The organism is Croceicoccus bisphenolivorans (genome assembly GCF_001634625.1).
Taxonomy (GTDB): domain Bacteria; phylum Pseudomonadota; class Alphaproteobacteria; order Sphingomonadales; family Sphingomonadaceae; genus Croceicoccus; species Croceicoccus bisphenolivorans.
Genome location: NZ_LRSE01000017.1, coordinates 1 through 24,095 on the forward strand (window position 1 = coordinate 1; position 24,095 = coordinate 24,095).

20 protein-coding genes and 1 pseudogene are annotated in these 24,095 nt (G+C 56.7%); 7 read left to right on the top strand and 14 right to left on the bottom strand.

Annotated elements, in window-relative coordinates:
- The 5 genes and pseudogenes from A7A77_RS14815 to A7A77_RS14830 all read left to right on the top strand — a co-directional run.
- Positions 1 to 810 (top strand): haloalcohol dehalogenase (locus tag A7A77_RS14815; protein ID WP_082836173.1); only part of this gene is annotated, 810 nt, incomplete at its 5' end.
- Between the two features lie 263 nt (positions 811 to 1,073).
- Entirely contained in the window at positions 1,074 to 1,247 is a 174-nt protein-coding gene (locus A7A77_RS18595) for an epoxide hydrolase N-terminal domain-containing protein (protein ID WP_082836174.1), read from the top strand.
- A 121-nt stretch (positions 1,248 to 1,368) separates the two neighbouring features.
- The gene (locus tag A7A77_RS14820) at positions 1,369 to 4,278 is read left to right on the top strand and encodes a Tn3 family transposase (protein WP_006961814.1); all 2,910 of its coding nucleotides are present in this window, start codon (positions 1,369 to 1,371) and stop codon (positions 4,276 to 4,278) included.
- Between the two features lie 142 nt (positions 4,279 to 4,420).
- A complete protein-coding gene (locus A7A77_RS14825; protein WP_006961816.1) occupies positions 4,421 to 5,287 on the top strand; it encodes a recombinase family protein in 867 nt (288 codons plus the stop codon).
- A 60-nt stretch (positions 5,288 to 5,347) separates the two neighbouring features.
- Positions 5,348 to 6,268 (top strand): annotated as a pseudogene (locus A7A77_RS14830) (Tn3 family transposase); the annotation flags it as partial.
- 409 nt (positions 6,269 to 6,677) lie between these two features.
- Here the strand turns inward: A7A77_RS14830 and A7A77_RS14835 are convergent.
- The 12 genes from A7A77_RS14835 to A7A77_RS14890 all read right to left on the bottom strand — a co-directional run bounded on the left by A7A77_RS14835 (position 6,678) and on the right by A7A77_RS14890 (position 18,746).
- Positions 6,678 to 7,550: an HAD-IIA family hydrolase gene (locus tag A7A77_RS14835; protein WP_006961053.1), complete on the bottom strand. Its 873-nt coding sequence runs from the start codon at positions 7,548 to 7,550 to the stop codon at positions 6,678 to 6,680.
- A complete protein-coding gene (locus tag A7A77_RS14840) occupies positions 7,550 to 9,034 on the bottom strand; it encodes a biotin carboxyl carrier protein (RefSeq protein WP_006961055.1) in 1,485 nt (494 codons plus the stop codon). Before A7A77_RS14840 ends, A7A77_RS14835 begins: the two co-directional genes overlap by 1 nt.
- Positions 9,027 to 10,364, bottom strand: coding sequence for an acetyl-CoA carboxylase biotin carboxylase subunit (locus A7A77_RS14845; protein ID WP_006961056.1), 1,338 nt, complete (start codon positions 10,362 to 10,364; stop codon positions 9,027 to 9,029). Before A7A77_RS14845 ends, A7A77_RS14840 begins: the two co-directional genes overlap by 8 nt.
- Entirely contained in the window at positions 10,361 to 10,834 is a 474-nt protein-coding gene (locus A7A77_RS14850; protein ID WP_006961057.1) for an acetyl-CoA carboxylase, read from the bottom strand. The genes A7A77_RS14845 and A7A77_RS14850 overlap by 4 nt, the downstream gene beginning before the upstream one ends.
- The gene (locus A7A77_RS14855; RefSeq protein WP_022684416.1) at positions 10,831 to 12,063 is read right to left on the bottom strand and encodes a Tm-1-like ATP-binding domain-containing protein; all 1,233 of its coding nucleotides are present in this window, start codon (positions 12,061 to 12,063) and stop codon (positions 10,831 to 10,833) included. Before A7A77_RS14855 ends, A7A77_RS14850 begins: the two co-directional genes overlap by 4 nt.
- Positions 12,064 to 12,119: 56 nt before the next feature.
- Positions 12,120 to 13,007, bottom strand: a complete 888-nt coding sequence (locus tag A7A77_RS14860) for a beta-keto acid cleavage family enzyme (protein ID WP_022684417.1) — start codon at positions 13,005 to 13,007, stop codon at positions 12,120 to 12,122.
- Positions 13,004 to 13,447 carry an acyl-CoA thioesterase gene (locus A7A77_RS14865; RefSeq protein WP_022684418.1) on the bottom strand — a complete coding sequence of 148 codons (444 nt, stop codon included), beginning with the start codon at positions 13,445 to 13,447 and terminating at the stop codon, positions 13,004 to 13,006. Before A7A77_RS14865 ends, A7A77_RS14860 begins: the two co-directional genes overlap by 4 nt.
- A 48-nt stretch (positions 13,448 to 13,495) precedes the next feature.
- Positions 13,496 to 14,179, bottom strand: a complete 684-nt coding sequence (locus A7A77_RS14870; protein ID WP_022684419.1) for a nuclear transport factor 2 family protein — start codon at positions 14,177 to 14,179, stop codon at positions 13,496 to 13,498.
- Between the two features lie 39 nt (positions 14,180 to 14,218).
- Complete coding sequence (locus A7A77_RS14875; RefSeq protein WP_022684420.1) at positions 14,219 to 15,616, bottom strand: aldehyde dehydrogenase; 1,398 nt, start codon at positions 15,614 to 15,616, stop codon at positions 14,219 to 14,221.
- A gap of 60 nt (positions 15,617 to 15,676) precedes the next feature.
- Positions 15,677 to 16,027, bottom strand: a complete 351-nt coding sequence (locus A7A77_RS14880) for a hypothetical protein (RefSeq protein ID WP_022684421.1) — start codon at positions 16,025 to 16,027, stop codon at positions 15,677 to 15,679.
- Positions 16,024 to 17,463, bottom strand: coding sequence for a carotenoid oxygenase family protein (locus A7A77_RS14885; RefSeq protein WP_022684422.1), 1,440 nt, complete (start codon positions 17,461 to 17,463; stop codon positions 16,024 to 16,026). The genes A7A77_RS14880 and A7A77_RS14885 overlap by 4 nt, the downstream gene beginning before the upstream one ends.
- 917 nt (positions 17,464 to 18,380) lie before the next feature.
- Positions 18,381 to 18,746: an IS110 family transposase gene (locus tag A7A77_RS14890; protein ID WP_216635596.1), complete on the bottom strand. Its 366-nt coding sequence runs from the start codon at positions 18,744 to 18,746 to the stop codon at positions 18,381 to 18,383.
- Positions 18,747 to 19,023: 277 nt separating this feature from the next.
- Here A7A77_RS14890 and A7A77_RS17590 point away from each other — a divergent pair, with 277 nt between their 5' ends.
- The gene (locus tag A7A77_RS17590) at positions 19,024 to 19,671 is read left to right on the top strand and encodes a TetR/AcrR family transcriptional regulator (protein WP_159368312.1); all 648 of its coding nucleotides are present in this window, start codon (positions 19,024 to 19,026) and stop codon (positions 19,669 to 19,671) included.
- Between the two features lie 199 nt (positions 19,672 to 19,870).
- Here the strand turns inward: A7A77_RS17590 and A7A77_RS14900 are convergent, their stop codons facing one another.
- Positions 19,871 to 20,563: a helix-turn-helix domain-containing protein gene (locus A7A77_RS14900; protein ID WP_337770945.1), complete on the bottom strand. Its 693-nt coding sequence runs from the start codon at positions 20,561 to 20,563 to the stop codon at positions 19,871 to 19,873.
- 314 nt (positions 20,564 to 20,877) lie between these two features.
- Between A7A77_RS14900 and pobA the strand changes: the two genes are divergently transcribed.
- Positions 20,878 to 22,059, top strand: coding sequence for a 4-hydroxybenzoate 3-monooxygenase (gene pobA / locus A7A77_RS14905; RefSeq protein ID WP_022684426.1), 1,182 nt, complete (start codon positions 20,878 to 20,880; stop codon positions 22,057 to 22,059).
- Positions 22,060 to 22,921: 862 nt separating this feature from the next.
- Here pobA and A7A77_RS14910 read toward each other — a convergent pair.
- Positions 22,922 to 24,070: a site-specific integrase gene (locus tag A7A77_RS14910; protein ID WP_022684427.1), complete on the bottom strand. Its 1,149-nt coding sequence runs from the start codon at positions 24,068 to 24,070 to the stop codon at positions 22,922 to 22,924.
- Positions 24,071 to 24,095 lie beyond the last annotated feature (25 nt).

Genomic DNA, 24,095 nt, shown 5'->3' on the forward strand with positions numbered 1-24,095 from the left:
CGAGTTGTGCCAAATGTTCTGACGACGGACATAAAGGATCTGAGTATGTCAACCGCAATTGTAACAAACGTTAAGCATTTTGGGGGAATGGGGTCTGCACTTCGTCTCTCGGAAGCAGGACATACAGTGGCTTGCCACGATGAAAGCTTCAAACAAAAGGACGAACTTGAAGCCTTTGCCGAAACCTATCCACAACTCAAACCAATGTCGGAACAAGAACCAGCGGAACTCATCGAGGCAGTTACCTCCGCTTATGGTCAAGTTGATGTACTTGTGAGCAACGACATATTCGCACCAGAGTTCCAACCCATAGATAAATACGCTGTAGAGGACTATCGCGGTGCGGTCGAGGCGCTACAAATTAGACCATTTGCACTGGTCAACGCCGTTGCAAGTCAAATGAAGAAGCGCAAAAGCGGACATATTATCTTTATTACCTCTGCAACGCCCTTCGGGCCTTGGAAGGAACTTTCTACCTACACGTCAGCCCGAGCAGGTGCATGCACCTTGGCAAATGCCCTTTCGAAGGAACTCGGTGAATACAACATTCCGGTGTTCGCAATAGGACCCAATTATCTTCACAGTGAAGATAGTCCCTACTTCTACCCCACAGAACCGTGGAAAACGAATCCAGAACACGTTGCCCATGTCAAAAAAGTCACTGCGCTCCAGCGGTTAGGTACACAGAAAGAATTGGGAGAACTCGTCGCGTTTCTCGCGTCTGGTAGTTGTGACTATCTGACCGGCCAGGTGTTCTGGTTGGCCGGCGGATTCCCAATGATCGAGCGTTTTCCTGGTATGCCCGAGTAGGACCGGAGTGAGAACTCTCTTCAAGACTGCTTGCAGTTTTGGATTGCCGCGGGACAGACGTTTTGCGGTCGATCCGAGCTGAAACCACAACAAGTGAAATAGGGCCGTGTCTATCCGGTTACCATCCGAAGTCTCTGCAGCGGTGTTGATGGATCAGCGAATCCAAGAATTCTGCACTGTGGGTAGTGAATTAGGGCGCAAGCCGGATAGCCGTGGTTCGTGGGTACGTTGGGAACTTTTATAGGTAAAGGAGCTAACCCGCTATGGTAGTGGAGCCCAAGCCGTTTGTCATCGACATCCCGGATGAAGTCCTAGTAGATCTCGACAAACGTCTCGCCGCAACACGGTTTCCCTCGTCAATATCAGGGTCTGGATGGTCTTACGGCACGGATGTCGATTATCTTCGTGAACTCGTTAGCTACTGGCGGACCACCTAGGCCCAGTCGGCCCGAAGCTGCGATTTTGGTCATCTTGGAGAACACGTCGGGAACGGGCTGGTTGTTGTTGACGATCGCCCATGCGAGGAACGACGTTCCGCTCCGATAAGGGAGCGGCGTTATGAGCCTTGGCGTTTCGAGTGGGGATCTGATCGGCTCCTGGAGCCTGAGTTTTTCGGACATCGCGTTCGTGACCGGCAAAGCGGAGACGGCACGACTGGGATTGGCGGTTCAGCTTAGATTTTTCGCCGGGCATGGCTTCTTTGTGCCGGATCATGCGTCGATACCCTCCGACGGTGTCTTGTATCTGGCGGAGCAACTTGGTCTCGATGCCAAATCCGTGAACCACTATGATTTTTCCGGGCGCACCGCCCGCCGGCATTGCGCGGAGATTTTGCGGCATCTCGGGTTCCGCCGTATGACGCAGACGGATCGCAGGGCGTTGTCGAGGTGGATTTCCGACGATCTTTGTGCGGGCGGGCAGCCGATCAATGCCATGCTCGAGCATGTTTTCCTGTGGTGCCGCGACCGCCGTATCTATGGGCCGTCGCGCAAGGAGCTGGAACGCCTCGTCCGTTCGCAACGACACCTCTATCTGGAGGCCCTGTTGGCCCGAGTCCGCGATCGGCTTGCGCCGGATGCGGTCGCCTTGCTGGAAGCCTCGCTCGCCGATCCCGATGGCCCGACCGGCTTCAACACGATGAAGGGGGATGCAGGTCAGGCGACGCTCGAAAACATTCTTGGCGTGACCGCCAAACTCGCCTTTATCCAACGGCTTGCTCTTCCCCGAGATTTCCTATCGGTCACGGGCAAGGCATGGGTCGATCAGATCGTTCGCCGGGTTGCCGGCGAGAAAGCCTCGGAGATGCGCCGGCATGTACCGGCGCGCCAGCTCGGGCTCTATGCCGTTTATCTGATGGCGCGGGAAGCTCAGCTTACGGATGCGATGGTCGACCTGCTGATCGAGACGGTCCATAAGATCGGATCGCGCTCGAAACGCAAGGTGGTGGGCGATATCGCGAAAGACATCGAGCGGGTCTATGGCAAGGAGCGACTCCTGGTCGAGATTGCCAGCGCTTCGATCGACGATCCATCCGGGCGCATCTGCGATGTCATTTTCCCAATCGCCGGCAAGGACAAACTGGCGGCGATCATCAAGGAAAGCCAGGCAAAGGGCGCCTTGGATCGGCGGATCTACAAGGTGATGCGGAGGTCATGGGCCAATCATTATCGCCGTATGCTGCCAAGCCTGCTTTCGGCACTGGAGTTCCGGTCGAACAACGCCGTGTGGCGTCCGGTGCTGGCGGCCCTGGACTGGATCAGAAGCAAAGTGGATGATGGATGCCGCTACGTGCCGCCGCACGCAGTGCCGGTCGACGAGGTCATTCCGGCGAGATGGCGCAGTTCCGTCATTGATGAAGAGGGGCGCGTAAACCGGATCAGTTATGAGCTTTGTGTCCTCGCGCAACTGCGCGATCGCATCCGTTCTAAGGAAATCTGGGTTGTCGGGGCGGACCGATACCGCAATCCCGATGACGATCTTCCCAAGGACTTCGATGCGCGGCGAGAAGCATATTACACAGGATTGAACCTGACGGCGGATGCGCGTGCATTTTCAAGCGCCATCCGGGAAGAGCTTGCTCAGGAACTGTTGCTCCTCAATGCCAATATTCCCCGGAACGACAAGGTTCGGCTGCTGTGGCGCGGCGAGAACCGTATATCTCTCACCCCGTTCAAACCCTTGCCCGAACCCAGGGGTCTCGCCTCGATCAAGACCGAGATCGGCCAACGCTGGCCGATGACCGGGCTGCTCGACGTACTGAAGGAGGCTGCCCTTGATACGGGACTTCTCGAAGCGTTCGAAACATCGGCCTCGCGTGTTGCACTGCCGAAAACCGCGCTGGATCAACGTCTCCTGCTATGCCTCTACGGCCTGGGAACGAATGCCGGGCTCAAGCGGATCGCCGGCGCCACCCCCGATGTCAGCTATGAAGAGCTGCTGCATGTCCATCGCCGCTTCGTTCATGCCGCGGCGCTCAAGGAGGCGTGTGCCAGGGTTGCGAATGCGACCCTGGCAATCCGCAATGCTGCAGTCTGGGGGGACGCCGGCACGGCCTGTGCGTCAGATTCCACAAAGTTCGGAGCCTGGGATCGCAACCTGATGACGGAATGGCATGCGCGTTATGGTGGACGGGGCGTCATGATCTACTGGCATGTCGAACGACGCGCGACATGCGTCTATTCCCAGCTCAAGCGCTGCTCTTCCTCCGAGGTCGCCTCCATGATCGAGGGCGTGCTGCGCCATTGCACCGACATGGAAATCCAGCGACAATATGTTGATAGTCATGGCCAAAGCGCGGTTGGCTTTGCATTTTGCCGGCTTCTCGGATTTGAGCTTGCACCCCGCCTGAAAGCGATCGCTCGCCAGAAGCTGGCTCTTCCCGATGTCGGCATGCGAACGCGGCTTCCCCACTTGCAGCCGATCCTCTCCAGTCCGATCAACTGGGATGAGATCGAGCAGCAATATGACGAGATGGTCAAATATGCAGCCGCGATGCAGACAAAAACCGCCGACCCGGAGGCGATCCTGCGCCGGTTTAGCCGCTCCGAGGTGATGCACCCGACCTACAAGGCGTTGAGTGAGCTGGGCCGCGCGGTCAAGACGATCTTCCTGTGCCGGTATCTGCGCGAGGAGTCCTTCCGCCGCGAAATTCATGAAGGCCTGAATGTCGTTGAAAACTGGAACAGTGCCAATGGGTTCGTTTTCTTCGGCAAGGGCGGCGAGATCGCCACTAACCGCATCGATGAGCAGCAGCTCTCGGTCCTGGCGCTACATTTGCTGCAAGCGTCGCTTGTCTATGTGAACACCCGAATGCTTCAGAGCGTGCTGGTGGAACCGAAATGGACGGGCCGGATGACGCCGGATGATTATCGCGGCCTCACACCGCTGATTTACAGCCACGTCAATCCTTATGGCCGCTTCGACCTCGATCTGAATAGCCGGATCGATTTTGGGCGGCTTGCTGCCTGACCGGGGCCTTTCCGCTCGCACCATTTGGGTGCACCCGAACGTGACGATCGGAAGTGACATATACGACATGTCACAAAAGGGTGGTTCCGTCACCAATGTTACTGTACGAGGGCAAAGCCACCCTAATGTGACGGATTTGCCCATGACCCGCGTCGGCTACGCCCGCGTCAGCACCATCGACCAGGATCTCGACATCCAGGTTGCCCGGTTGAAGGCAGCGGGCTGTGAAATCCTCCGCTCCGAAACAGGCTCGGGCGCATCGCGCACTGGACGCACGGAGCTTGAGACGATCATGCAGTTCCTGCGCGCCGATGACGAACTCGTCGTCCTGCGTCTCGATCGGCTCGGTCGCTCCACACGCGATGTTCTCAATCTGGTTCATGAACTCGACCAGAAGGGAGCCTCATTGCGGGTGCTTGAGCCGGAGGTGACGACGGCCGGAAGCATGGGGCGGATGGTGATCACCATTCTGGGCATGGTCGCGGACATGGAACTGACGTTCATCAAGGACCGGCAGCGCGCCGGGATCGAGGCGGCGCGCGCCGAAGGCGTCTACAAAGGCCGGAAGAAAAACATCGATGACGATGAAATCCGACGCCGGATCACCGCCGGCGCGAGCAAGGCCAGCGTCGCGCGCGACCTCAAGATCTCAAGAATGACCGTCTATCGGGCGCTTGACGTCATTCCTTCAAGGATCGGGCTGCCGGAAAAGCCGCCTTCTGTCACCATCGCCCTGCATCTGACCATCGAGAACTTCAACAAGCATGGTCGTGGCAGAAAGCCCGCTCGCGAGCGCATTGAGGCGATGCTGGAGCGGGATTACCAGATGCAAAAGACCGGGAACTGCGATTACACGCTGACCGTCGCCTATGATCAGGGTGCCGATGGCGTCAGCCTCGATGATGAGATCGCATCTCTCCAGACAGAGATGTTCAACATCGCAGAGAGCTACAGGTGCTCGATCGAGACCGATGTTTACGAGATTGGAGGACAAGAGCGAGCCTGGTAGATCGCCATGTTCAATCTTTGTTCTTCAACATGGCCAAAATCGCAGCTTCGGGCCGACTGGGCCTTCTACCTGGGCGGGCCGGGCGAAGCCGGCGGAGCGGTCAACGCCCATTATGGTCGCGACCCAGTGGTCAAGATCTACACCACCATCACCGACCGCTACGCGCCGCTGCACCAGACGGTGATCGCCGGCACGGCAGGAGAAGCCATCCATGCGCTCGATGGGCTCCTCGGCCATGACAGCAACGCCGATCTGACCGCGCTGCACGTCGATGGAGGCGGCGTTTCCGACATCGTGTTCGCAACGATGCATCTCCTCGGGCTCGATTTCGAGCCGCGCATTCCTCGCCTGTCCGACCGGCGCCTCTACGCATTCGAACCTTCGAAGCGCTATGGCAGGCTTGCGCCACTGTTCGGTCACAGGCTCAACCGGGATCTGATCGTCAGCCACTGGCCGGATATCGAACGCGTCATCGGCGCGATGCGTGATCGCACCGTTACGCCCTCGCTGATCCTCAAAAAGCTATCCGCCTACCGCCAGCAGAACAGCCTCGCCGCGGCGCTCCGCGAGGTAGGACGGATCGAGCGCACGCTGTTCACGTTGCGCTGGTTCGACGATCCGGCGCTACGCCGCACGGTCACCGCCGAGTTGAACAAGGGCGAGGCGCGCAACAGCCTGGCGCGAGCGGTCGCCTTCCATCGGCTCGGTCGCTTTCGCGACCGTGGCTTGGAGAACCAGCAAACCCGCGCGGCTGCCCTCAACCTCGTCACCGCAGCGATCATCCTGTTCAACTGTCGCTATCTTGGGCACGCCGTCGAAGAAATGCGCCGCCGCGGAAGCCAGATCGATCCGGCTATGCTGTCTCGGCTCTCACCATTGGGTTGGGATCGCATCAATCTCACCGGCGATTATGTCTGGTCCGATCACCTCGATCTCGACGCCAATGGCCTCATGCCGCTGCTCATCAAACCGCTACCGTGAATCTGTGTCCGCATAATGCACAGGGGCCGAATTGCAGAAGATCGCGGCCATGCCCTGGCCGCCACCGGCCAACGGCGAGAGTTCTGGATGAACGCCCTGCGGCTAGCCGGGCACTGCCAATTTATGAACCTAGCACGAGAAGTCGCATGAAAGCTTCCGCAAGCCGACCACGACCGATCTGGACTATGCGATCCAAACGGTTGCCGAGCGGCCCGGGATTGATGCCAATGGGGCAAAGTCGCCAGCGCGCACCAGCGTAACCTTCCCAATCTTTCGCTGCTAACCCGGCCCGATTTGCGGAACCATCATCATCAATGTCGTCTCATTGTGATTGTGCACACCAAGAAGCGCAGCGAAGCACCGTCAACGTAGGATTACTCTAGTCCTGATTGCGCAGCTTCCGAAAGCCTCATACTGCGTCAATTCTTTCGCCTAACCGCACGCACAATTCGTCGAGCGATCTGACGACGAAATCTGCCTGCTCATCGGCATGTGCGCCAAAGTCGGTTGCATCTGAGAGACCAGTCGTCACACCAATGCTCGCGGCGGACGCGGCCCGCGCCATTCTCATTTCTAGCCCTGGGTCGTCACCCACGACGATCAATTTATGCGTCGCATCAGTCGGCAGACCCATCAAAGATCGGGCGCAATGCAGTGCTGCGAGCGATGGCTTGCCGAGTATGACAGGCTCGATCCCCGTCATCGCGGTGATGGCCGCATTAATCGCGAAGCTAGTTCCGATCTTGCGCCCGCCCTCCGAAGCGAAAAAGGGAACATTGGACGCCGTTGTGAGCTGCGCGCCGTCTTCGAGGTCCGCGAGCACCGCCTCCAGATCGTCGAACGTGAATGCGCGGTGATAGGCGACATAGACAGCCTCAACCGCGCAAGAAGGAGCGGCATTTTCGACGACTTCGATACCAGCGGCACGCAGCGGCACGAATGATTCGCTACGCCCCAGCGCCCTGACTTTGCGGATCCCCCGTTCAGAAAACCAATATGCAGCGGCCGTCGTCGGCGTCATCACAGCACTGTCAGGCACCTTCAACCCGGCAACGCGCAGGTTATACGCATATTGAGCCGGGGCTATGGCAGACCCATTGGTGAAAATCCTAAAGGGCATGCCGCGCGCTGTAAGTTCTTCCAGCAGCACTTCTGCGCCCGGAAGCGGGCGATATCCAGAACTGGCGCTGTCGCCAAGTACAAGCGTGCCGTCCATGTCGAAAATGAAACCCGATGCACCAGCAAGCCGGGCAGCCAAGCCGTCAAGCGATTCACTGACCATTACATTTTGCCCGCGGAAGCGCCAGAATGAAGTGCCAATCGTAAACCTTTTCTGTCGATTACGACATCTTTCAGGGTCGGGTTAGCAATAAGTTCTCGTAGCAATTTCATCAACGGCGCAGCCTCCGGAGTATAGGTTGCGCGGCTGGGTCCCATCGCAAGCATTGCGTCGACCTGATCCGCCGGCATCACGGCGCGCAACAGAAATTCCTCATCGTCCAGATGCGCGCCAAACTTGCGACGGAGATCCGAATAGTCAGGGAAATCCGGTTCACCAGCTATCTCCTTTGCCCGCGGTCGATCCATGATGACATCCAGGATCACCGGATCGATTGGGCTCGTCGGACGCCCAAGCTTGCCCATTGCATAGCGCAAAATCTGATCCGATACCTGAACGTACCGCTGGCCGCTGACGATATTTGTTGTCGCCTGCGTCATCACCATCTGGGGAAAGGGCGTTACCATGATAGGATATCCAAGTTCAGCACGAACACGCTCCGTCTCTTCGACTACCGCGCCAAAAAGGTGCTCGAGCTTCAGTTCACTCAGTTGTCGACGAGTGGTGGTCATCACCCCTCCCGCGATCTGGTGACGCAGAAAACTGGCATCGAAGGCTTGAGGCGTGCCCGGTTGGAGGCCTTCCGCCTTAGCCAGACGCCACCAATAATCGGTAACGTTTGCTAGAGCCCTGTCATCGATCGGCACACTATGGCCTGCTTCCCGCAAATTCGCGACAAGCCTACCGGCCTCGGGCAACGAACTGCCATCCCCGAGGGGGCCGATACCGACATGAATGCCATCGACAGCTCCGCAATCGGCGGCCGCCAAAGCGGTAAGTGGACCATAACCGATCGTGCAGTGCGGGTGGACTTCCAGCGATTTCCCGCCGATCACCGCCTTGATCGCCGGTGCGAGTGTCTTCACGCGATCTGGAGATAGCAGGCCGCCCGGATCTTTGATGTAGAACAGGTCGATATGGGGCGATCTGGCGAGTTTCGCTGCGAAATCTGCATAGAATGCATCATCGTGCACGGCAGAGAGGGTGAATGTCAGCGCCGCCATAACTTGCGCATCACCCTCTTCTTTGATGAGCTGAGCTGCTTCAAGAACCGCATCTATGTCATGCATGGGATCAAGAACAATGAAGCGGCCGATGCCATTATGTTGGAGCCGGCGATAGACGATTCGCATAAATTCGGGACCAGCCTGCTGCCAAGCAATGAATCGTAGGCCGGTGGTGATAAATTGAAGCGGTGTGTTGGGCATGGCAGCCCGGACACGCCTGATACGCTCCCAGGGATTGTTACGGAAATAACGCACTGCTACGGCCATGTGGGTCGATGATGTGAAATCGATTGCTCTAAAGCCTACGCGATCCATCTGGCCGGCGACCTGGAGGATCTTTGCTGTATCGAGGCCTGTCGCGCCCCACAGCGACTGGTTGCCATCGCGCACCGAAACGTCGACGAGATTTATTTCAGCCATTGTTCAAATTTCCGAAGAAGCGGGTGTCGACGTCGCCGGCACGGAATCGCGGATCAGCCGCGATAATGGCGTGAAGCCCAGCTGTTGAATCCATGCCTTCTAGCTCGAATACCGATAAGGCAGCAGTCAGGCGCTCAATAGCCTCGGCTCGGTCGTTGCCATGGACAATGAGCTTCCCGGCGAGGGAGTCGTAAAAGGGCGGGACGAGGCCGCCATTGAATATATGGGTATCGACGCGTATGCCTTCGCCCGCCGGCCACTTGGCCGATGCGGCGCGCCCGGGCGAGGGCTGGAAATCTTCGCGCCAGTTTTCGGCGTTGATGCGCACCTCAATGGCATGACCGCGAGGCCGTATCATCTCCTGTGTCAGCGCCAATTTGCTACCGGCTGCTACTAACAGCTGTTGCTCAATCAGATCGACGCCGGTGATCGCTTCCGTTACGGGATGCTCTACCTGGATACGCGCATTCATCTCTAGGAAATAAAAATCGAAAGTAACGGCATCTACCAGAAATTCGACCGTACCTGCTCCTCGATATGCCAGAAACTTGGCCAAATCGACCGCCGCCTGCTCGATAGCCGTGCGCTTGTCATCGGGAAGAAGGGCTGCTGGAGCTTCCTCGACCAGCTTCTGGAAGCGGCGCTGTATCGAACAGTCGCGCGTGCCCAGATGAATCGCATTCACACCATCGCCAAGCACCTGCACTTCGATATGCCGGCCGCTCGTGATAAAGCGCTCGACGTAGATGCGTGGATCCCCGAAGGAAGCCTGCGCTTCAGCCATGGCAAGATCGATCTGACCATCTAGCTGCGATTCATTATCGACTCTTTTCATTCCCTTACCGCCGCCCCCGGACACAGCTTTGAGCAATAGCGGATAGCCCGTTTCCTGCGCGCGCCTTCGCGCTTCCTCCTTATCGCCTGCCTCACCGCCCGGGACCACCGGGAGGCCCGCTTCGATGCCGACCTTACGCGCCATCAGCTTGTCACCCATTGCCTCGAGGCTGGATGAGGAAGGGCCGACGAAAGCGATCCCCGCTTCCGCGCAAGCACGGGCAAGGCCCACATTTTCGGAGAGAAAGCCATAGCCGGGGTGCAGCGCATCCGCCCCACTTAGTTTGGTCGCGGCGATCACCTTGGCAACGTCGAGATAGCTTTGCGCCGAGGGAGCCGGACCGACCTTTACGATATGATCCGCCAGCCATGCGGCCGCGCTATTCAGATCCGCTTCGGACGCCCCAAGGACAGTCTCGATGCCCAGACGCTTTGCTGTGCGAATAACTCTAAAAGCGATTTCGCCGCGATTGGCAATGAGGAGACGCCTGATCATTTGACGAGCATCAAAATGGCGCCGGCATCTACCATCGCGCCATTCTCGACTAAGATTTCCGCGATCTCGCCTGCACAAGCTGCGGGGACGGGATTGAAGAGCTTCATGGTCTCGATGATACCGACATTGGATTCTGCCTCGACGCTGCTGCCGACCTCAACGAAGTATGCAGTTCCAGGAGCTGGGGAGCGGTAAAAGACGCCAGGCAAAGGTGCGCGAATGGCATGCATGCCTTCGGGAACCGGGATTTCTTCCTGACCCGACTGGGCAGTCGCCCCGGCAGGCGACGCTTCGTCTTCGAGCGACCACGCCTGGCTCCAGCCTTCCCCTTGACCTTCTCCTGCATCGGCCCTGCTGACGCGAAGCCGATAGCGATCGGTTCGGATGTCCAACCGATCATATTGACTGCCTTTCAGGATTGTGACGATTTCGTTCACATCCTCAGGACTTAGAGGCAGATCACCTTTCACGCATGCACTCCGATCTTGAGATAATCGCGGGCCGCGAGAATGATGCGGTCAGCAAACACTTCATCATTAAAGTGAGCATCCACCGCTTCGACCGGAATAGCGCTGGGAATGACTTTGCGAAGATATTCGGCGAAGGGGCCGGGCACATTGATATCGTGGAGATGCCCTTCCGGGCTGTCATGGCTGGAAAAGCCGCCCAACGGTACGAAAAAGCGTACAGGTCCTTTCGCTTCAATGACCATTTTGGCATAGTGATCGGCCAGATTTCGTAGCTCCTGCATCTGTGTGCGAACAGCAGTCAGCGCAGCATTATGCATGTGATAGCGCGTGCCTGGGAACCGCTTCTTAGCCTCCGCTAACGGCCCGCCGATGATGAAATCGGCATTGCCGGGAGCCAAGATCGTCGGAATGCCCTTTCGCAGCGCCGCCATCGCACGCTCAGGACCACCATCTGTAAGGCCGCCGTGAAGATGGTCGACGATTTCTGTTGCCGACAAATCGAGCACTAGAGCGACATCACGTCCTTCAACGATCGCATCGAGGGTTCCGCCGCCGCCGCCAGCACAATGGAACACCATGACTTCGTTGCCGTCGTCCTGAAGCGCTTCCCTTACACGTCGAACTGATGCTTCGGTAGTACCCAATGTGGTCATAAGAACGAGAGGTCGATCTTCCCTCTGTGCGGCAGGGTCATAACCCTTCGCCATGCCAGCAATAGCGAGCGCGGCGTTGCGATAGACATCGCGGCTGATCGAATTGATGCCTGAGACATCCGTGACGGCATTGGACATTATGATGTCCTTCGCCCCTACGAATGGTGCAGTGAACCCCGACGCCATGGTGGAGACCATCAACTTGGGAAGACCATAGGGAAAGGCCTTCATGACCGCTGTGCCAAGCGTTGTTCCCATCGACCCGCCGATAGAGATAATGCCGGAGAAGGGTTGCGCCTCATGATGATGAAGGGCAACTCGGATAGCACCCTCGATCATCACAGCCTGGCATTTGCCCTCATGACCAAGCGCACGCACTCTCTCAATGCTCCACCCCGCCGCTTCAGCAACCTCTTCGGGTGGAATCTCGGGGCTTCCGACCGTACGCCGCACGCTTGGATCGAGATGGACTATTTCGCATCCAGCTTCTTCAAGGCAGGTTCTGAGAAAACGTCCCTCGAATTCTTTCGTGTCGTGGGTGACGATCATCAGAACAAGTGGCTTCTTTCCAACCATCCTCTTCTCCATTATAGCCCGCTGATTTGCGCACGCTGATAGACCGGCTCCATCATTCAAGAATTCGGGGTACTCAGGCCGAGGATCTCACGCGCCTCTGCGGAAGATGCGATGTCAATCCCCAGTTCCGTCGCGATGCGGCGGGTTCGAGCCACGAGCTGTTCATTGGTCGCTAACTGCCCGCGGCTATAGTAAAGATTGTCCTCTAGGCCGACGCGCACGTGTCCGCCCAACAGCATAGCCTGTGTGGTCGCGGGCAGCTGCGCCGCCCCAATCGCCGACACACAGAAAATCGACTGCGGCGGCAAAGCCGCGATCATTGCCGCTAGGATATCGTGACTATAGGGCATGGCGCCTTGAAAGCCCTTGTCTGCGCCCAGGACCATATTGATGTAGTAGGGAGGCTTGTCATAGCCTTTCTGAATGAGTCGTGTTACATCCTGCAATATATGGGTTGGTGAAAATACCTCCCATTCAGGCTTGATGCCCCTGTCCGTCATACGCTGCACCAGCGTTTCGCAGCGGCTGGGCGGCGTGATTACGCATATTTCCCGTCCGCCATGGACGTCGACGAAGGTCATGCCATCGAAGGTCGCCATCTCCGCACCGGCTTCGCAGCCCTTTAGTCGTTCCTCGAAGCTTGATTCGAACAATCCGTCCGGCCTCTCGACAAGCATGTCACCGCTTGATCCGCCCCCGGTGGAATTGTTTATAATGATGTCGCAGCAATCGCGAATACGTCCGTTAATATCACGGTAAATATCCGCGTTACAAGTTGCGCCATCATCCGGCCTACGAGCGTGAAGCGCAGCAACTGCTGCCCCTTCCTTGTAAGATGCGTATACGGAAGCTGCAATTTCATCGGGTTGCGTGGGAAGAAGCGAACTCTGCTTCTTGGATGCCATGCCGCCCGTAGGAGCAACGGTGATAATCAGCTTGCTCACGACGAAACACCTTCATGGATGGAGGGAGTGGAAAGCGCGGACACGATTTCAGGGGGCAATGGAATGCCTCGCAATCTTCCGCTCTCCTGGTCGATGGCAGACCAAACGCGCTTTTCGAATGCCTCGATCGCCAGATCCTCACCTCTGAAGACGCGATGTGACACCTCAAAACTACTACGGCCAATCTTGGGAACGGAGGTATGCACCTGAATTTCTTCACCAAACCGACTGGGAATATAAAAACGGGCTCCGGTATCCACCATCGGAAAACCAACAATCCCGTACCTCTCAATCATAGCGCGCTTGTCAATACCGGTCACCATGCGAAAAATCGCGGCGGTGCAGCTGTCAAACATTCGGAAATACTGGGGATAATAAACTATCCCGGCGGGATCGCAATCACCCCAACTTATCTCAACGGAGATTTTATTTACAAACATGAGGGCATGTCTCACGCTATGCCGGACGCCGGACGTGTCGGCGCCGAATTAAACCAGTTCGAATTGAGATATTAGACCGTTTTGCAGGCCTAGTCTCATCAGACGCCCGCCTGCATCTAGCAACAGTTCATCGTCCCTCGCGTCCTTCAACGTCGCCGTGGCCACGCCAGCCTCTCTAAGCGAGCCAATCGCGTCTTCATGCGAACTGGAACGCGTCCCACCGGTGCTGCCCATTTGCAATTGAGCGGCAAGATACTGCCTTGCATTTGCGCCATGCTCATGGGCCAGCGCTGCTTGGAAAGCCTGAAACGCGGCTCGCTGAGTAACGTGAGCGCCCAAGCGCGGTAATTTACTCGTTCCATAGTTGACAGGCCAAGTCGCTGCTTTCAGGCGACGAATCCGATTACCTTCACACTCATATATGATAAAGAACTTCACCGTCATCATGTCGCCTGGCGCCAACGGTCCAAACGGAAAGTCTGGCCGCGACTTTAGTGCATGAAAATCCATGTCGATCTCACGAAAATGACCCGACGGGCCATCAAAGCCTGTGATAGGCCGAAATATCTCACGGATACCATTTCGAACGAAATGGAACAAATTCAACCATTCATCGCGGCCCGTCACCGTTTGACCGCCATCCTCCCAGACCACATCCTCCGTAAACCATTGATCCACGAGATTAACGTAATCCCCGGAATTGAATGCATCTATATATGTGGTGAAATCCATTGTTTTAATTCCCAACTGGTAAGTTTGATTAGACTTGGTTTAAATCGGAAACTGTCCTGGCAGGGTTTCAACTGTAATCCAGCGAGTTTCAGTAAAACTATCGATCCCCTGTTTGCCTCCGAACCGGCCATAGCCAGACGCTCCGGTACCCCCGAAAGGCATCTGCGGCTCGTCATGAACCGTGGGCCCATTGATATGACAGATGCCTGATTTGATCCTCTTCGCGAGCATCAACCCCTTTGCGATATCGCGTGTGAAGATAGCCGCAGAAAGCCCGTATTGGCTGTCATTGGCAATCTCCACCGCTTGGTCGGCATCGCGAGCACGGATTAAGGCCACGACCGGGCCGAAGCTCTCGTCGCGATAGAGATCCATTGCGGGAGTTACGCCATCAAGCACGATGGCAGACATCACCACATTGTCCCCTTTTCCGCCCGTCAAGATCTTGGCACCTTTCTCGATCGCATCGTCAACCAACTCGTTGACGCGGTTCACAGTGCTCATGTCGACCACCGAACCCAGCGGCGCCTTCCCTTCACGCGGGTCGCTCGCGACAAGGGTCGCCGTCTTTGATGCAAACTTTTCCGCAAAAGCCTCTGCGACTGCGTCAACCACGATAATTCGCTCGGTGCTCATGCAAATTTGGCCTTGGTTCATAAACGCACCAAAAGCTGCCGCCTTGACGGCTTCGTCGAGATCGGCATCTTCCAGAATCAGGAGCGGCGCCTTACCGCCAAGCTCGAGCAGGCAAGGTTTAAGATTTTCCGCCGCCCGACGAGCGATAATCCGACCGACATGGGTGCTGCCAGTAAAGTTGATACGCTTGATCTCTGGCGCGTCGATCAGCGCGCCGACTACTTCTGCAGCATCTTCTGGCGCATTAGTCACGATATTTACTACCGACTCGGGAAACCCCGCGTCAGCGAAGGCCTCGACGATAAGCGCGTGGGTATTTGGACATAATTCACTAGCTTTGAGGATCACCGAGTTCCCACAGGCAAGCGGCACCGCGATAGCACGAACGCCGAGAATAATCGGTGCGTTCCAAGGTGCTATCCCAAGCACGACCCCGACAGGTTCCTTCATCACAAGGGCCAGACAGCCGGGCTTGTCCGAAGGAATTACTTCACCGCATATTTGAGTAGTCAGCGCTGCCGCTTCTCGGACTATACCGGCAGCAAGTTCCAGATTGAACAATGCCCAACCACGTGTGGACCCAGTCTCTTGCATCATCGAAGCAACAAACTGGTCCTTGCGGGCCTCCAAGGCCGATGCCGCCCGCAGCAGAACCATGCGACGAGTGTTGGGACCCAGCGCTGCCCAGACCTTTTGACCTTCGGCAGCCCTATTGCCTAAGTTCGGAATGTCAGCGGCCTGCATAGCCTCAGCCGAGGATGCTACTTCGCCAGTGAGTGGATTGATTCGTTCAAACCGCATGTTTCCACCTCTTTAGTGGTAAATAGAAGATCAATGGAGAAAGCAGGCCGTCCCTACGAATCAGAAATTAAATCTAGCTCGAATTCCGTAAGTCCGAGGAGCTTCAAGTGTAACTACAGGAAGACCGACGATTGGTTGTACAAACGAGGTCGCCTTTAACGTCTCGTTCTCGATATTATCGATATACACAGCAACAGAGTAGCGGTTTTCAGGGCCGCGCCATGTCAAACTCGCATTCGACATCATATATCCTTGCTGAGCGAGATCGTCCAGCGGGTAGGCGTCGTTATAGGCTGTCAGTCGTTCGTTTTCGGGACCAAAGAACCATTCGTTCCCGACGATCGCGGAAAATTCCGTGAGTGCTGCGCGCATTGACGCCTCAGTCACGCCGTTAGGCAATATCATGGTCATACTCCCGGAACCCAAGTCGTGTGAAAGGCGCTCCTGAGACGAATCGGCAATCGGGCCGTTGCAAGCGGCCCCTCGGAGATGGCGCGCGCGTCGAAGATCAGCAGATCGGAACGGTTTTGGTCATGTCGATCGGCGATATTGATATACCAACCTTCATCTTCGCCAGGCCCGCGCGGGATGAACGCGCCCTCCTGGAAGCTAGTCTCGTCAGTCCCGTGATAGGTTTGGACTTCGCCGGTCGTCAGATCGATTTTGCCGATCATGTTAGCGCCCATGTAGGTAGGGCCGGCCATCAATATCCGCCTCTCCGGATCCACCATTGAGATATAGGCGTAGCGATAATCCCGACCGACGCATCGCGGATCGATGAGCGGCAGCTCACCGCCATATGGGGCCAAACTCTTCGATGAGAATCCTCCATCGACGGCGTTCGACGTCATGTCGAAAGACCAACGCGTGGGATAGGGGACGCCATCCTGAGGATCCGCGGCCGATCCTGCGATGTCGCCGATGTAGGGGAAGCCATTCCGCTTGGAGATCATCATATCGAGATGGACTATTGTGCCTTCGTTAAAGCCGTTGATGACGTGAAAGCCACACGACGTAGGCACTTTGAACCATCGGATATCGGTCGTACTGCCGGCTCGCGGCATAATGCCAACCCAACTAGGCAAACTCCCGTCCCACTTCCAATGATCCCCACCTGCCTTCAAGCGCTCGGGATCCATTGTCGTCGGAAAGATTGGAAAGATCACGTAATCAGTCGTGATCGCGAAGTCATGGACCATCCCGACATATGGGGGATCGAACCACTCTTCTTTAACAAGATTCCCACTTTTGTCCTCGATCAGGAAGCACATTGGCGACGAACCATCACCTTCACATTCATAGCTAAACAGAAGAAGCTCACCCGTAACGGGGTCTATCTTCGGGTGGGCTGTAACTGTTTTACTTTTAAGCTGCCCATTCCAAGTGAAATCGCCCAAGGTGGCTAGAGTGTCCGGATCGACAGCCATCGGCACATGGTCCTCCTTGAGCACCAGGAGACGGCCAGCGTGCCAAATTGGCGCGGTATTTGCGGTCCCTCGGCTTTTCCCGGCGACTTCAGGTTTATCAGTCCACGGATTGCGATATTTCCCATAGAGAGAACGTCGGGCAGCCCGCTCAGCTTTCCATCTTTCGGTCTGAATATAGCGCATCTTGAAATCGACATGGCCGTTCTCGAAGTTAAACATCGAGATCATCCCGTCCCCATTCACGTAAATGTCGTCTCCCAGATATGGCGGATATTGGGGATCCGGGCCGGAGCGATACCATCTACCATTAAGATCCGGGGGAACATCACCCTCCACCTCAAGATCATATATATCGCATTCAATTCTACTTGGAGTGTTGTATCCACTGAAAGAGAGACCGTCAGGAAATAGCTTAGTCATGAACGCATGCCTTTTTAAGTGTTACGCGCCTGCGCTTTGCTGCAGGAACATATTCAGCGAATAAAACATTATGAAGTTTGACTAGCGGCGCGAATAATCGTGTATCGGTTGGGATTGAGGACTCGCCTATATTCGATGGCCGCCCGTCGCTCCCACTATGAGGCACCTTCAGACGAGATCGGCACGAGTCCGCCATTTCACGACGCGTACGCGTAGCGTTGCCGCGTTCGCATCGCGGCGCTCCTATCACCATACATCCTCTCCTAACTTCCCAAACCGCTGCGTCCCTTCATCGGGATCATGCAAGCTATGAGCGATGTTGTCGGCGCATACATTGCAGGCGAGATTTACGATGTCAAGTGGAGAAGCGAGGCGGGTAGCCGTAGTTCGTGAGACCTCAATCGAACGCGCCACCTTCGGCTTCCAGATTGGGGAAGGGCCTGAAATAAAGTTTCGCGCAGTTCAGCGGCCAACTAAGTCGTGATCTGTAATTTGCGATCGCTTGGCGGTTGTCCCTTGAGGGTCTCAAGGATCTGCCCGCACTCGCCGACCCTGAGGCCGGTGGTGCTGTATCGGGTCTCACAAGGCCGGACGTTGCATTGACTTGAAGCGAGCTCGGCGGCCCATCCCTCGACCTTCGCAGATCATCCGACCCTGCGTTCCCTCGCGGGACACCGAAGTCGACAAGCTTTCTCACCGCAATCGGGAGGCAGGGGCGCAGATGCTCGCGAATGTCCGACAGATCGACAAAACCGGTCAATCGAGCGCAGCAGATGATCCGCCGGCACATGCCGCTCCAGGCTGAAGGTGTAGAACAGCGCCTCCTGCGCCACTGTCAGCTCGCCCATCATCGACCCGTCTCCGCCACTCGCGCAGACTGAATCAGGACACCGGCGCTACTTCAAGGCCGAGTCTTTTTAACGGATAGGGACGATAGCCGAATGTGGCGCACAGGCCGCGGATCGTGTTGTCGAGAAGCCGGTGTACGCCAGTTGGGCAAGGCTGGCCGCATCATGCGGATCGGTCTTGTTCGCCTTCATCGCCTTCAGGCTCTGGTGGGCCTGACGCGCGTCGATGCAGATGATCGCGACACCAAGTTCGCGCAGCCCGAGCGCAACCGACGGACTCATCCGGCCCGTTTCGATCACAGCGCGCTCAATGGGACCATAGCGCTCCAGCACCGCGGCGATCGCCTCTGACGTGCTGTCTACGCATTGCATTCCAACCTTGCGCCCATCGGCATCGACGACGCAGACGTGCGACGTTTCCATCGACAGGTCCAATCCGGCATAATTTCGGATCGAACGGTTCCGCAGCATAGCCACCTACTACGACAGGTACCCCAAGAACAATCTCGTCGCCATCAAGCTCGTCTGTACCCACATCTGCGCTGTGAAATCCGCAGCCCAGGCGGAGATACGACCTTTGAAATTTATGAATATGCCTGCGCACCTCCAATCTGACCCATACACATTCGATCGGGTATTTGGCTGCTGCGGATTTATCGACCGCTTGTCCGTAATCATTGAGAATACCCGAGGTTTCTGCCAAACTCCTCGCATGAGCAAAGATCGTCCCTACCACCATGGAGAGCTTCAGAGTGCGCTCCTTGACCTTGCCGTTGTTGAAATCGAACGGGTTGGCTACGGTAACCTTTCCCTTCGGGAAATGGCCGCCGCAACCGGGGTGTCTCGGGGAGCGCCTTATCGACATTTTGCTAACAGACGCCGTTTCCTGGAAGCCCTGATCTCTCATGGATTAAGGATGATTAATGACGGCTTGGCCCAAGCAGCCGAGCCTTATGAAGCGCCTATCGAAAAGGTACGTTCCGTATTTGATAGATACCTTCGGTTTTCCGAGGAGCATCCGCAATTATATCAACTATGTTTTGCAGCAGATATATTTATAGATCTCCCGGCGAGCGACGATTATATGCGAGACGTACAGAATAAGTTTAATATATTTTCTAATTATATATCTCTTTTGGTGCCGAAACATGATGAGCATTATTTAGAGGCTCTTGCAATTTCTTGCTGGTCTCTCCTGCACGGATTTGCGATGCTTTCGACCACCCGCCGCCTTCAACACATTTTGCACGATAAAAAGTACGATACTCTATGCAGATCATTTGTGATTGAAAAATGCCTTTCTTTGCCAAATGTTATGCCACGAGTGCGGCATGGAACTATGGTTATCGGCGCCGATTAGACCCCGATTACGAAGTACGCCTAGAAAGTTATGTAGATTATATATGGTGAGTTCCGCTATTCGTGATTTGGATAATTAGGCGTGCAATTTTCGACTTGATCATCTGTCATCCAACTCTGGATAAGTCATAGGAATTTAATGACATACAAGTCATATGCATTTTTGAGGGGAATAAAACTGACGAAGCCGTGATGACGCGCTATGACGAACGAGAGCTACGGAAGTCCGTTGGAGACAGCCCCACATGGCGGCTAAAGAACCGGGAAAAATAGGCCGGGTCCGGAAACCCGAGCGAGTAGCCGACTTCAGCGACCGTTAGATTTGTATAAAGTAGCGAGCGCCGTGCTTCGAGCAGAGCGCGCTGATTAAGCACTTGGGTCGGGGACATGCCGGCAACTTTCGAGCAGGCCAGGCGTAGGGTCGTTTCGCTCACCCCCAGCGTTTCGGCGTAGACAGAGACGGGCTCTCGTTCCCGGAACCTGTGCTCGATCCTCTCCCTAAGACGCGCGACGATTCCGGCATAATAGCCTGGTCTTCTAATCGGCCTGTCGTCTAGCGTAGCGTTGCGCAGAACAACGACGAGAAGCGAGAGAAGAGTTGCATCGACGGCTGCCCGGTGGCCCGGTGCCGACCATGCCAGTTCGCGCATAAGTTCCTGCACAAGACGCTCAGCTGTCTCCTTTTCGAAATGCGACAACGTTAGCGCTCTTGCGGCGTCAAATATCCGTGCAAGCGCGTGATCATGGCGCGCGAGGTCGCTAATGTATCGCGTCGCCATCGTGACGACCGTTCCCGATGAATCCTCATCCCAGGAAAAGCCATGCACCACCGTCGCCGGTACGACCAGAAGGGATGGCGCTATAAAACGCAGCACCTGGCCATCGGCACGCATACTCCCTCCACCGGCCCAGATCAGGAAAATATGGCAAAGCTCGGCGTGAGCATGTGGCTTGATCGTCCACTCACTTGGCCGGGATCGATCGTCTAACGACTCGACATGTGTAAAGCAATCTTCGACGAGTCTATGTGGCTCCCCATAGAGGTAAAAGGTTGGGATCTGCTGCCGTGCGGTCATGGTCCGACTATAATTTTTGCCGTTGAATCGTCCAATCTTTTTATCGGCCGTGACATGGTGCGTAGCGTATTGCCAGCTAATTTGGGGCGTGGGGTGGCCATGCGAGCCCGCCGTACCAATAAGAGGATTAGATGCGAACCCAAGTCGCAATCATTGGCGCCGGTCCGGCCGGCATGCTCCTTGCACATCTGCTTGCCGCTGAAAACATTGAAGCGATAGTCCTCGAGCGGCGTGATCGCCATTATGTGGAAGGGCGCGTTCGCGCCGGCGTGCTGGAGCAGGTGACCGTGGACTTGATGCGTCGCCTCAAATTGTCGTCTCGACTGGACCAGGACGGCTTAGTTCATAGCGGGACCAATCTGTCATTGGACGGTCAAATCATTCATATCGATTTGGCGAATTTGACCGGTGGCTCCACCGTAACCGTCTACGGACAACAGGAGGTAATGCGGGATCTGTTCGACGCGGCCGAGCCACGCGGAGTGCATGTGATCTGGGATGCGGATGAGACCATGTTGCATGATGTCGATAGCGAACGGCCCTTCCTGACTTGGAAAAAGAATGGAACTGAGCATAGGCTCGATTGCGATTTTGTGGCGGGGTGCGATGGTTTTCACGGCCCTAGTCGGATGGCAATTCCCAACAACGTGCTTAAGACCTTTGAGCGCGTTTATCCCTTTGGGTGGCTGGGAATTCTGGCGGACGTACCGCCTGCCGGACATGAGCTGATTTATGCCAACCATGAGCGTGGTTTTGCACTCGCCTCCATGCGCTCGGCCACACGTAGCCGTTATTATATCCAATGTTCGCTGAACGACCGGGTAGAGGATTGGCCCGATGAGCGGTTCTGGGATGAAGCGTGCCTACGGCTCGGACGAGATGTTGCCACCAAAGTGACGCGAGGTCCATCATTCGAAAAAAGCATCGCGCCGCTGCGCTCCTTTGTATCCGAGCCGATGCGTTGGGGCCGTTTGTTTCTGGCGGGCGATGCAGCGCATATCGTGCCTCCCACCGGCGCCAAGGGCTTAAATCTGGCAGCGTCGGATGTGATCATGCTTAGTCAAGCCCTGCGCGAATTTTATCGCGACCATTCTTCCGCAGGCATCGACAGCTACTCTGAACGCGCACTGTCGAGGGTCTGGAAGGCGGAGCGCTTTTCGTGGTGGTTTACGTCTATCACGCACCGCTTTCCCAACATGGATGGGTTCGATCGTCGCATCCAGATGGCGGAGCTGGATTACATCCGCGGCTCGATAACAGCGCAGCGATCGTTGGCCGAAAATTATGTCGGCCTACCTTTGGAGACGATATAAGCACTAAGATTTACGATAACCGCACGTCGGCGCTAAGGGGCGAGTTGTTCGACAGAATGACTATTATGTGGGCGTCTTCGGTTTATCCGGCATGACGTGCTTCCCTGATTGTTACCAGTCCGAGGCAGCGTCCGGCTCCTTCATAAACTACACCCGATCATAATTGGAATTTTCCAGCTCAAAACGGTCCAGAATTCGGGATGCAGTCACCGCTCTCTTCTATCGCAGGGAAACGCCATCTCAAACGGGACTCAGCGCATCTGCCGTCACTCGAGGCGCCCGCAGCGCTGCCGTCCGCGCTCAGAAGCTTCGTACTGCCGGAGCCCGATGAAAAGGCTACCACTCGAGGCTGGCCTGCTCAATCGTCGTCGTGTTTTGGGCGACGAATGGGTGGACCGCTCGCTCGCCAATTGCACATCGTGCAATAGCGATTTCTAGGCGATGATTACACGTATCGCCTGGAATGAAATCCAGGCCGCACCGGGCTCGATGACCATATCCGGCGCCTACTTGTGCTGGCGTTTGCCGCCAGCCTCGGCCGTTGGGAAGAGTCTGCACTCCATGTCCGCGCCGGCTTGACCGGTGGCGGCTTCACGCGCGACGAGTTGACGTAAGTGCCCATGCAAATCGCTATCTAAGCCAGCGTGCCCGCCGCCAATACTGCCTTTGCAGAAGCCGGGAAAATCATTTCTGATATCGATGCAAACCAGTAATCGACGTGAAACGAACACCTTCCATAGCTCGCTATCCAGCGGCGCTCTGGTATCAAATATCTCCGATCGCCAGAATGAACCGAACCGTCATTCGGATAGTCCAGCTAGATGTGTCCAAACCCAACCAACACCCTGAGCATGGCGGATTTCTATGCAGTCGCAAAGCGCTTCGCCATGCGGGCGCCTGCTCCACCTTTTGCGGCAAGCTTCGCGCCATATCGCATGACGGTCTTGGGATCACGCCAGCGATAGGCCTGCATGATCGCCGGCAGACTTTCAGCGGCAGCAAAGTTGTCCTGTGCCACCCCGACCCGGATCGAATGCGACGACACCGCCGTCACCCAGCGCTCAAGCTCGGCGTTCGACATCTCGCCGAGCAGCTTCTTCGCATGGGCCGCGCGGATCAACCGCCTGTAAATGAGCGTGATGCTGTTGGGATGCAGCGCCCTGCGCCCGATCGCCGCGACCGTCCCGTCAAAATGCGTCTCGACGCGCCGGAACAACGGCCCCTTGTCGATATGCGCGGCCGCGCGCCAGCGCGCGATCGCCTGCATCGTCGGGGGCGCAAGATAGGCCCAGGCCCCCTCCCCTTCGCGATCTGTCTTGCTTGTCGGAATGAACAAGGCCCCTGCCCCGTCCGCATCCGGCCCGTGGATATGGTCGACGGCGATCGCCACCAACTCCGAGCGGCGCCCAGCGCTGTCATAGGCCACGCGCAGCAGCGCCGCGTCGCGATAGCCCAGCAGATCGCGCCGGACAGCCTTGAGAAGATGGGCGAGGCACACGCCGGAGGGCGGTGAATCAAAATCGGCAATGTCGCCCTTGAAGCGGATCGCGCGGGCCTGCTTCTGGCGCACGCCCACTGTCTTGCGCGCCGCTTTCATTTCGAGCGTGACCAGCTCCCCGGCGGTGGGATCGGGCAGGCCCGCCATACGATAGGCCCAGCCAATGTTGACGATGTAGCGTTCGATCGTCGCCATCGCGCGGACCTTTTCGGCCGAGGCGTCAATCCCGGCGATCTGGCGGATATAGGCCGCCACGGCGCTGACCTCCGCCTTCGGCGGATCGAGACGCCGGCGACGGCACCACGCTCCCCAAATTTTCAGATCCGAGCGGAAGGCGCGACGCGTGTTGTGCGACCAGGCCCGCACGGCCGCCTCGATCAGCTCAGCCTTGATCTCCCGCACGGTTCCGGCGAGCGCGCGCACATCGTCGACAACCTCCCCGACATCGGCCGAGGGGGGCGGCAAGGCCGCTGGCGGCCCGGAAGGAAGAGTTTCAGGCGGGAGCGCGCTCATGCGCCGAGGGATAGCGCGCCCACTT

Bases quoted from the DNA above. Each gene is read 5' to 3' on its own strand.
- A7A77_RS14865 (WP_022684418.1), bottom strand. From the start codon at position 13,447: ATGTTTGTAAATAAAATCTCCGTTGAGATAAGTTGGGGTGATTGCGAT.
- A7A77_RS14880 (WP_022684421.1), bottom strand. From the start codon at position 16,027: ATGACCATGATATTGCCTAACGGCGTGACTGAGGCGTCAATGCGCGCA.
- A7A77_RS14820 (WP_006961814.1), top strand. From the start codon at position 1,369: ATGAGCCTTGGCGTTTCGAGTGGGGATCTGATCGGCTCCTGGAGCCTG.
- A7A77_RS17590 (WP_159368312.1), top strand. From the start codon at position 19,024: ATGAGCAAAGATCGTCCCTACCACCATGGAGAGCTTCAGAGTGCGCTC.
- pobA (WP_022684426.1), top strand. From the start codon at position 20,878: ATGCGAACCCAAGTCGCAATCATTGGCGCCGGTCCGGCCGGCATGCTC.
- A7A77_RS14910 (WP_022684427.1), bottom strand. From the start codon at position 24,070: ATGAGCGCGCTCCCGCCTGAAACTCTTCCTTCCGGGCCGCCAGCGGCC.
- A7A77_RS14875 (WP_022684420.1), bottom strand. From the start codon at position 15,616: ATGCGGTTTGAACGAATCAATCCACTCACTGGCGAAGTAGCATCCTCG.
- A7A77_RS14885 (WP_022684422.1), bottom strand. From the start codon at position 17,463: ATGACTAAGCTATTTCCTGACGGTCTCTCTTTCAGTGGATACAACACT.
- A7A77_RS14870 (WP_022684419.1), bottom strand. From the start codon at position 14,179: ATGGATTTCACCACATATATAGATGCATTCAATTCCGGGGATTACGTT.
- A7A77_RS14825 (WP_006961816.1), top strand. From the start codon at position 4,421: ATGACCCGCGTCGGCTACGCCCGCGTCAGCACCATCGACCAGGATCTC.
- A7A77_RS14845 (WP_006961056.1), bottom strand. From the start codon at position 10,364: ATGATCAGGCGTCTCCTCATTGCCAATCGCGGCGAAATCGCTTTTAGA.
- A7A77_RS18595 (WP_082836174.1), top strand. From the start codon at position 1,074: ATGGTAGTGGAGCCCAAGCCGTTTGTCATCGACATCCCGGATGAAGTC.
- A7A77_RS14900 (WP_337770945.1), bottom strand. From the start codon at position 20,563: ATGCGTGCCGATGGCCAGGTGCTGCGTTTTATAGCGCCATCCCTTCTG.
- A7A77_RS14840 (WP_006961055.1), bottom strand. From the start codon at position 9,034: ATGGCTGAAATAAATCTCGTCGACGTTTCGGTGCGCGATGGCAACCAG.
- A7A77_RS14855 (WP_022684416.1), bottom strand. From the start codon at position 12,063: ATGGTTGGAAAGAAGCCACTTGTTCTGATGATCGTCACCCACGACACG.
- A7A77_RS14835 (WP_006961053.1), bottom strand. From the start codon at position 7,550: ATGGTCAGTGAATCGCTTGACGGCTTGGCTGCCCGGCTTGCTGGTGCA.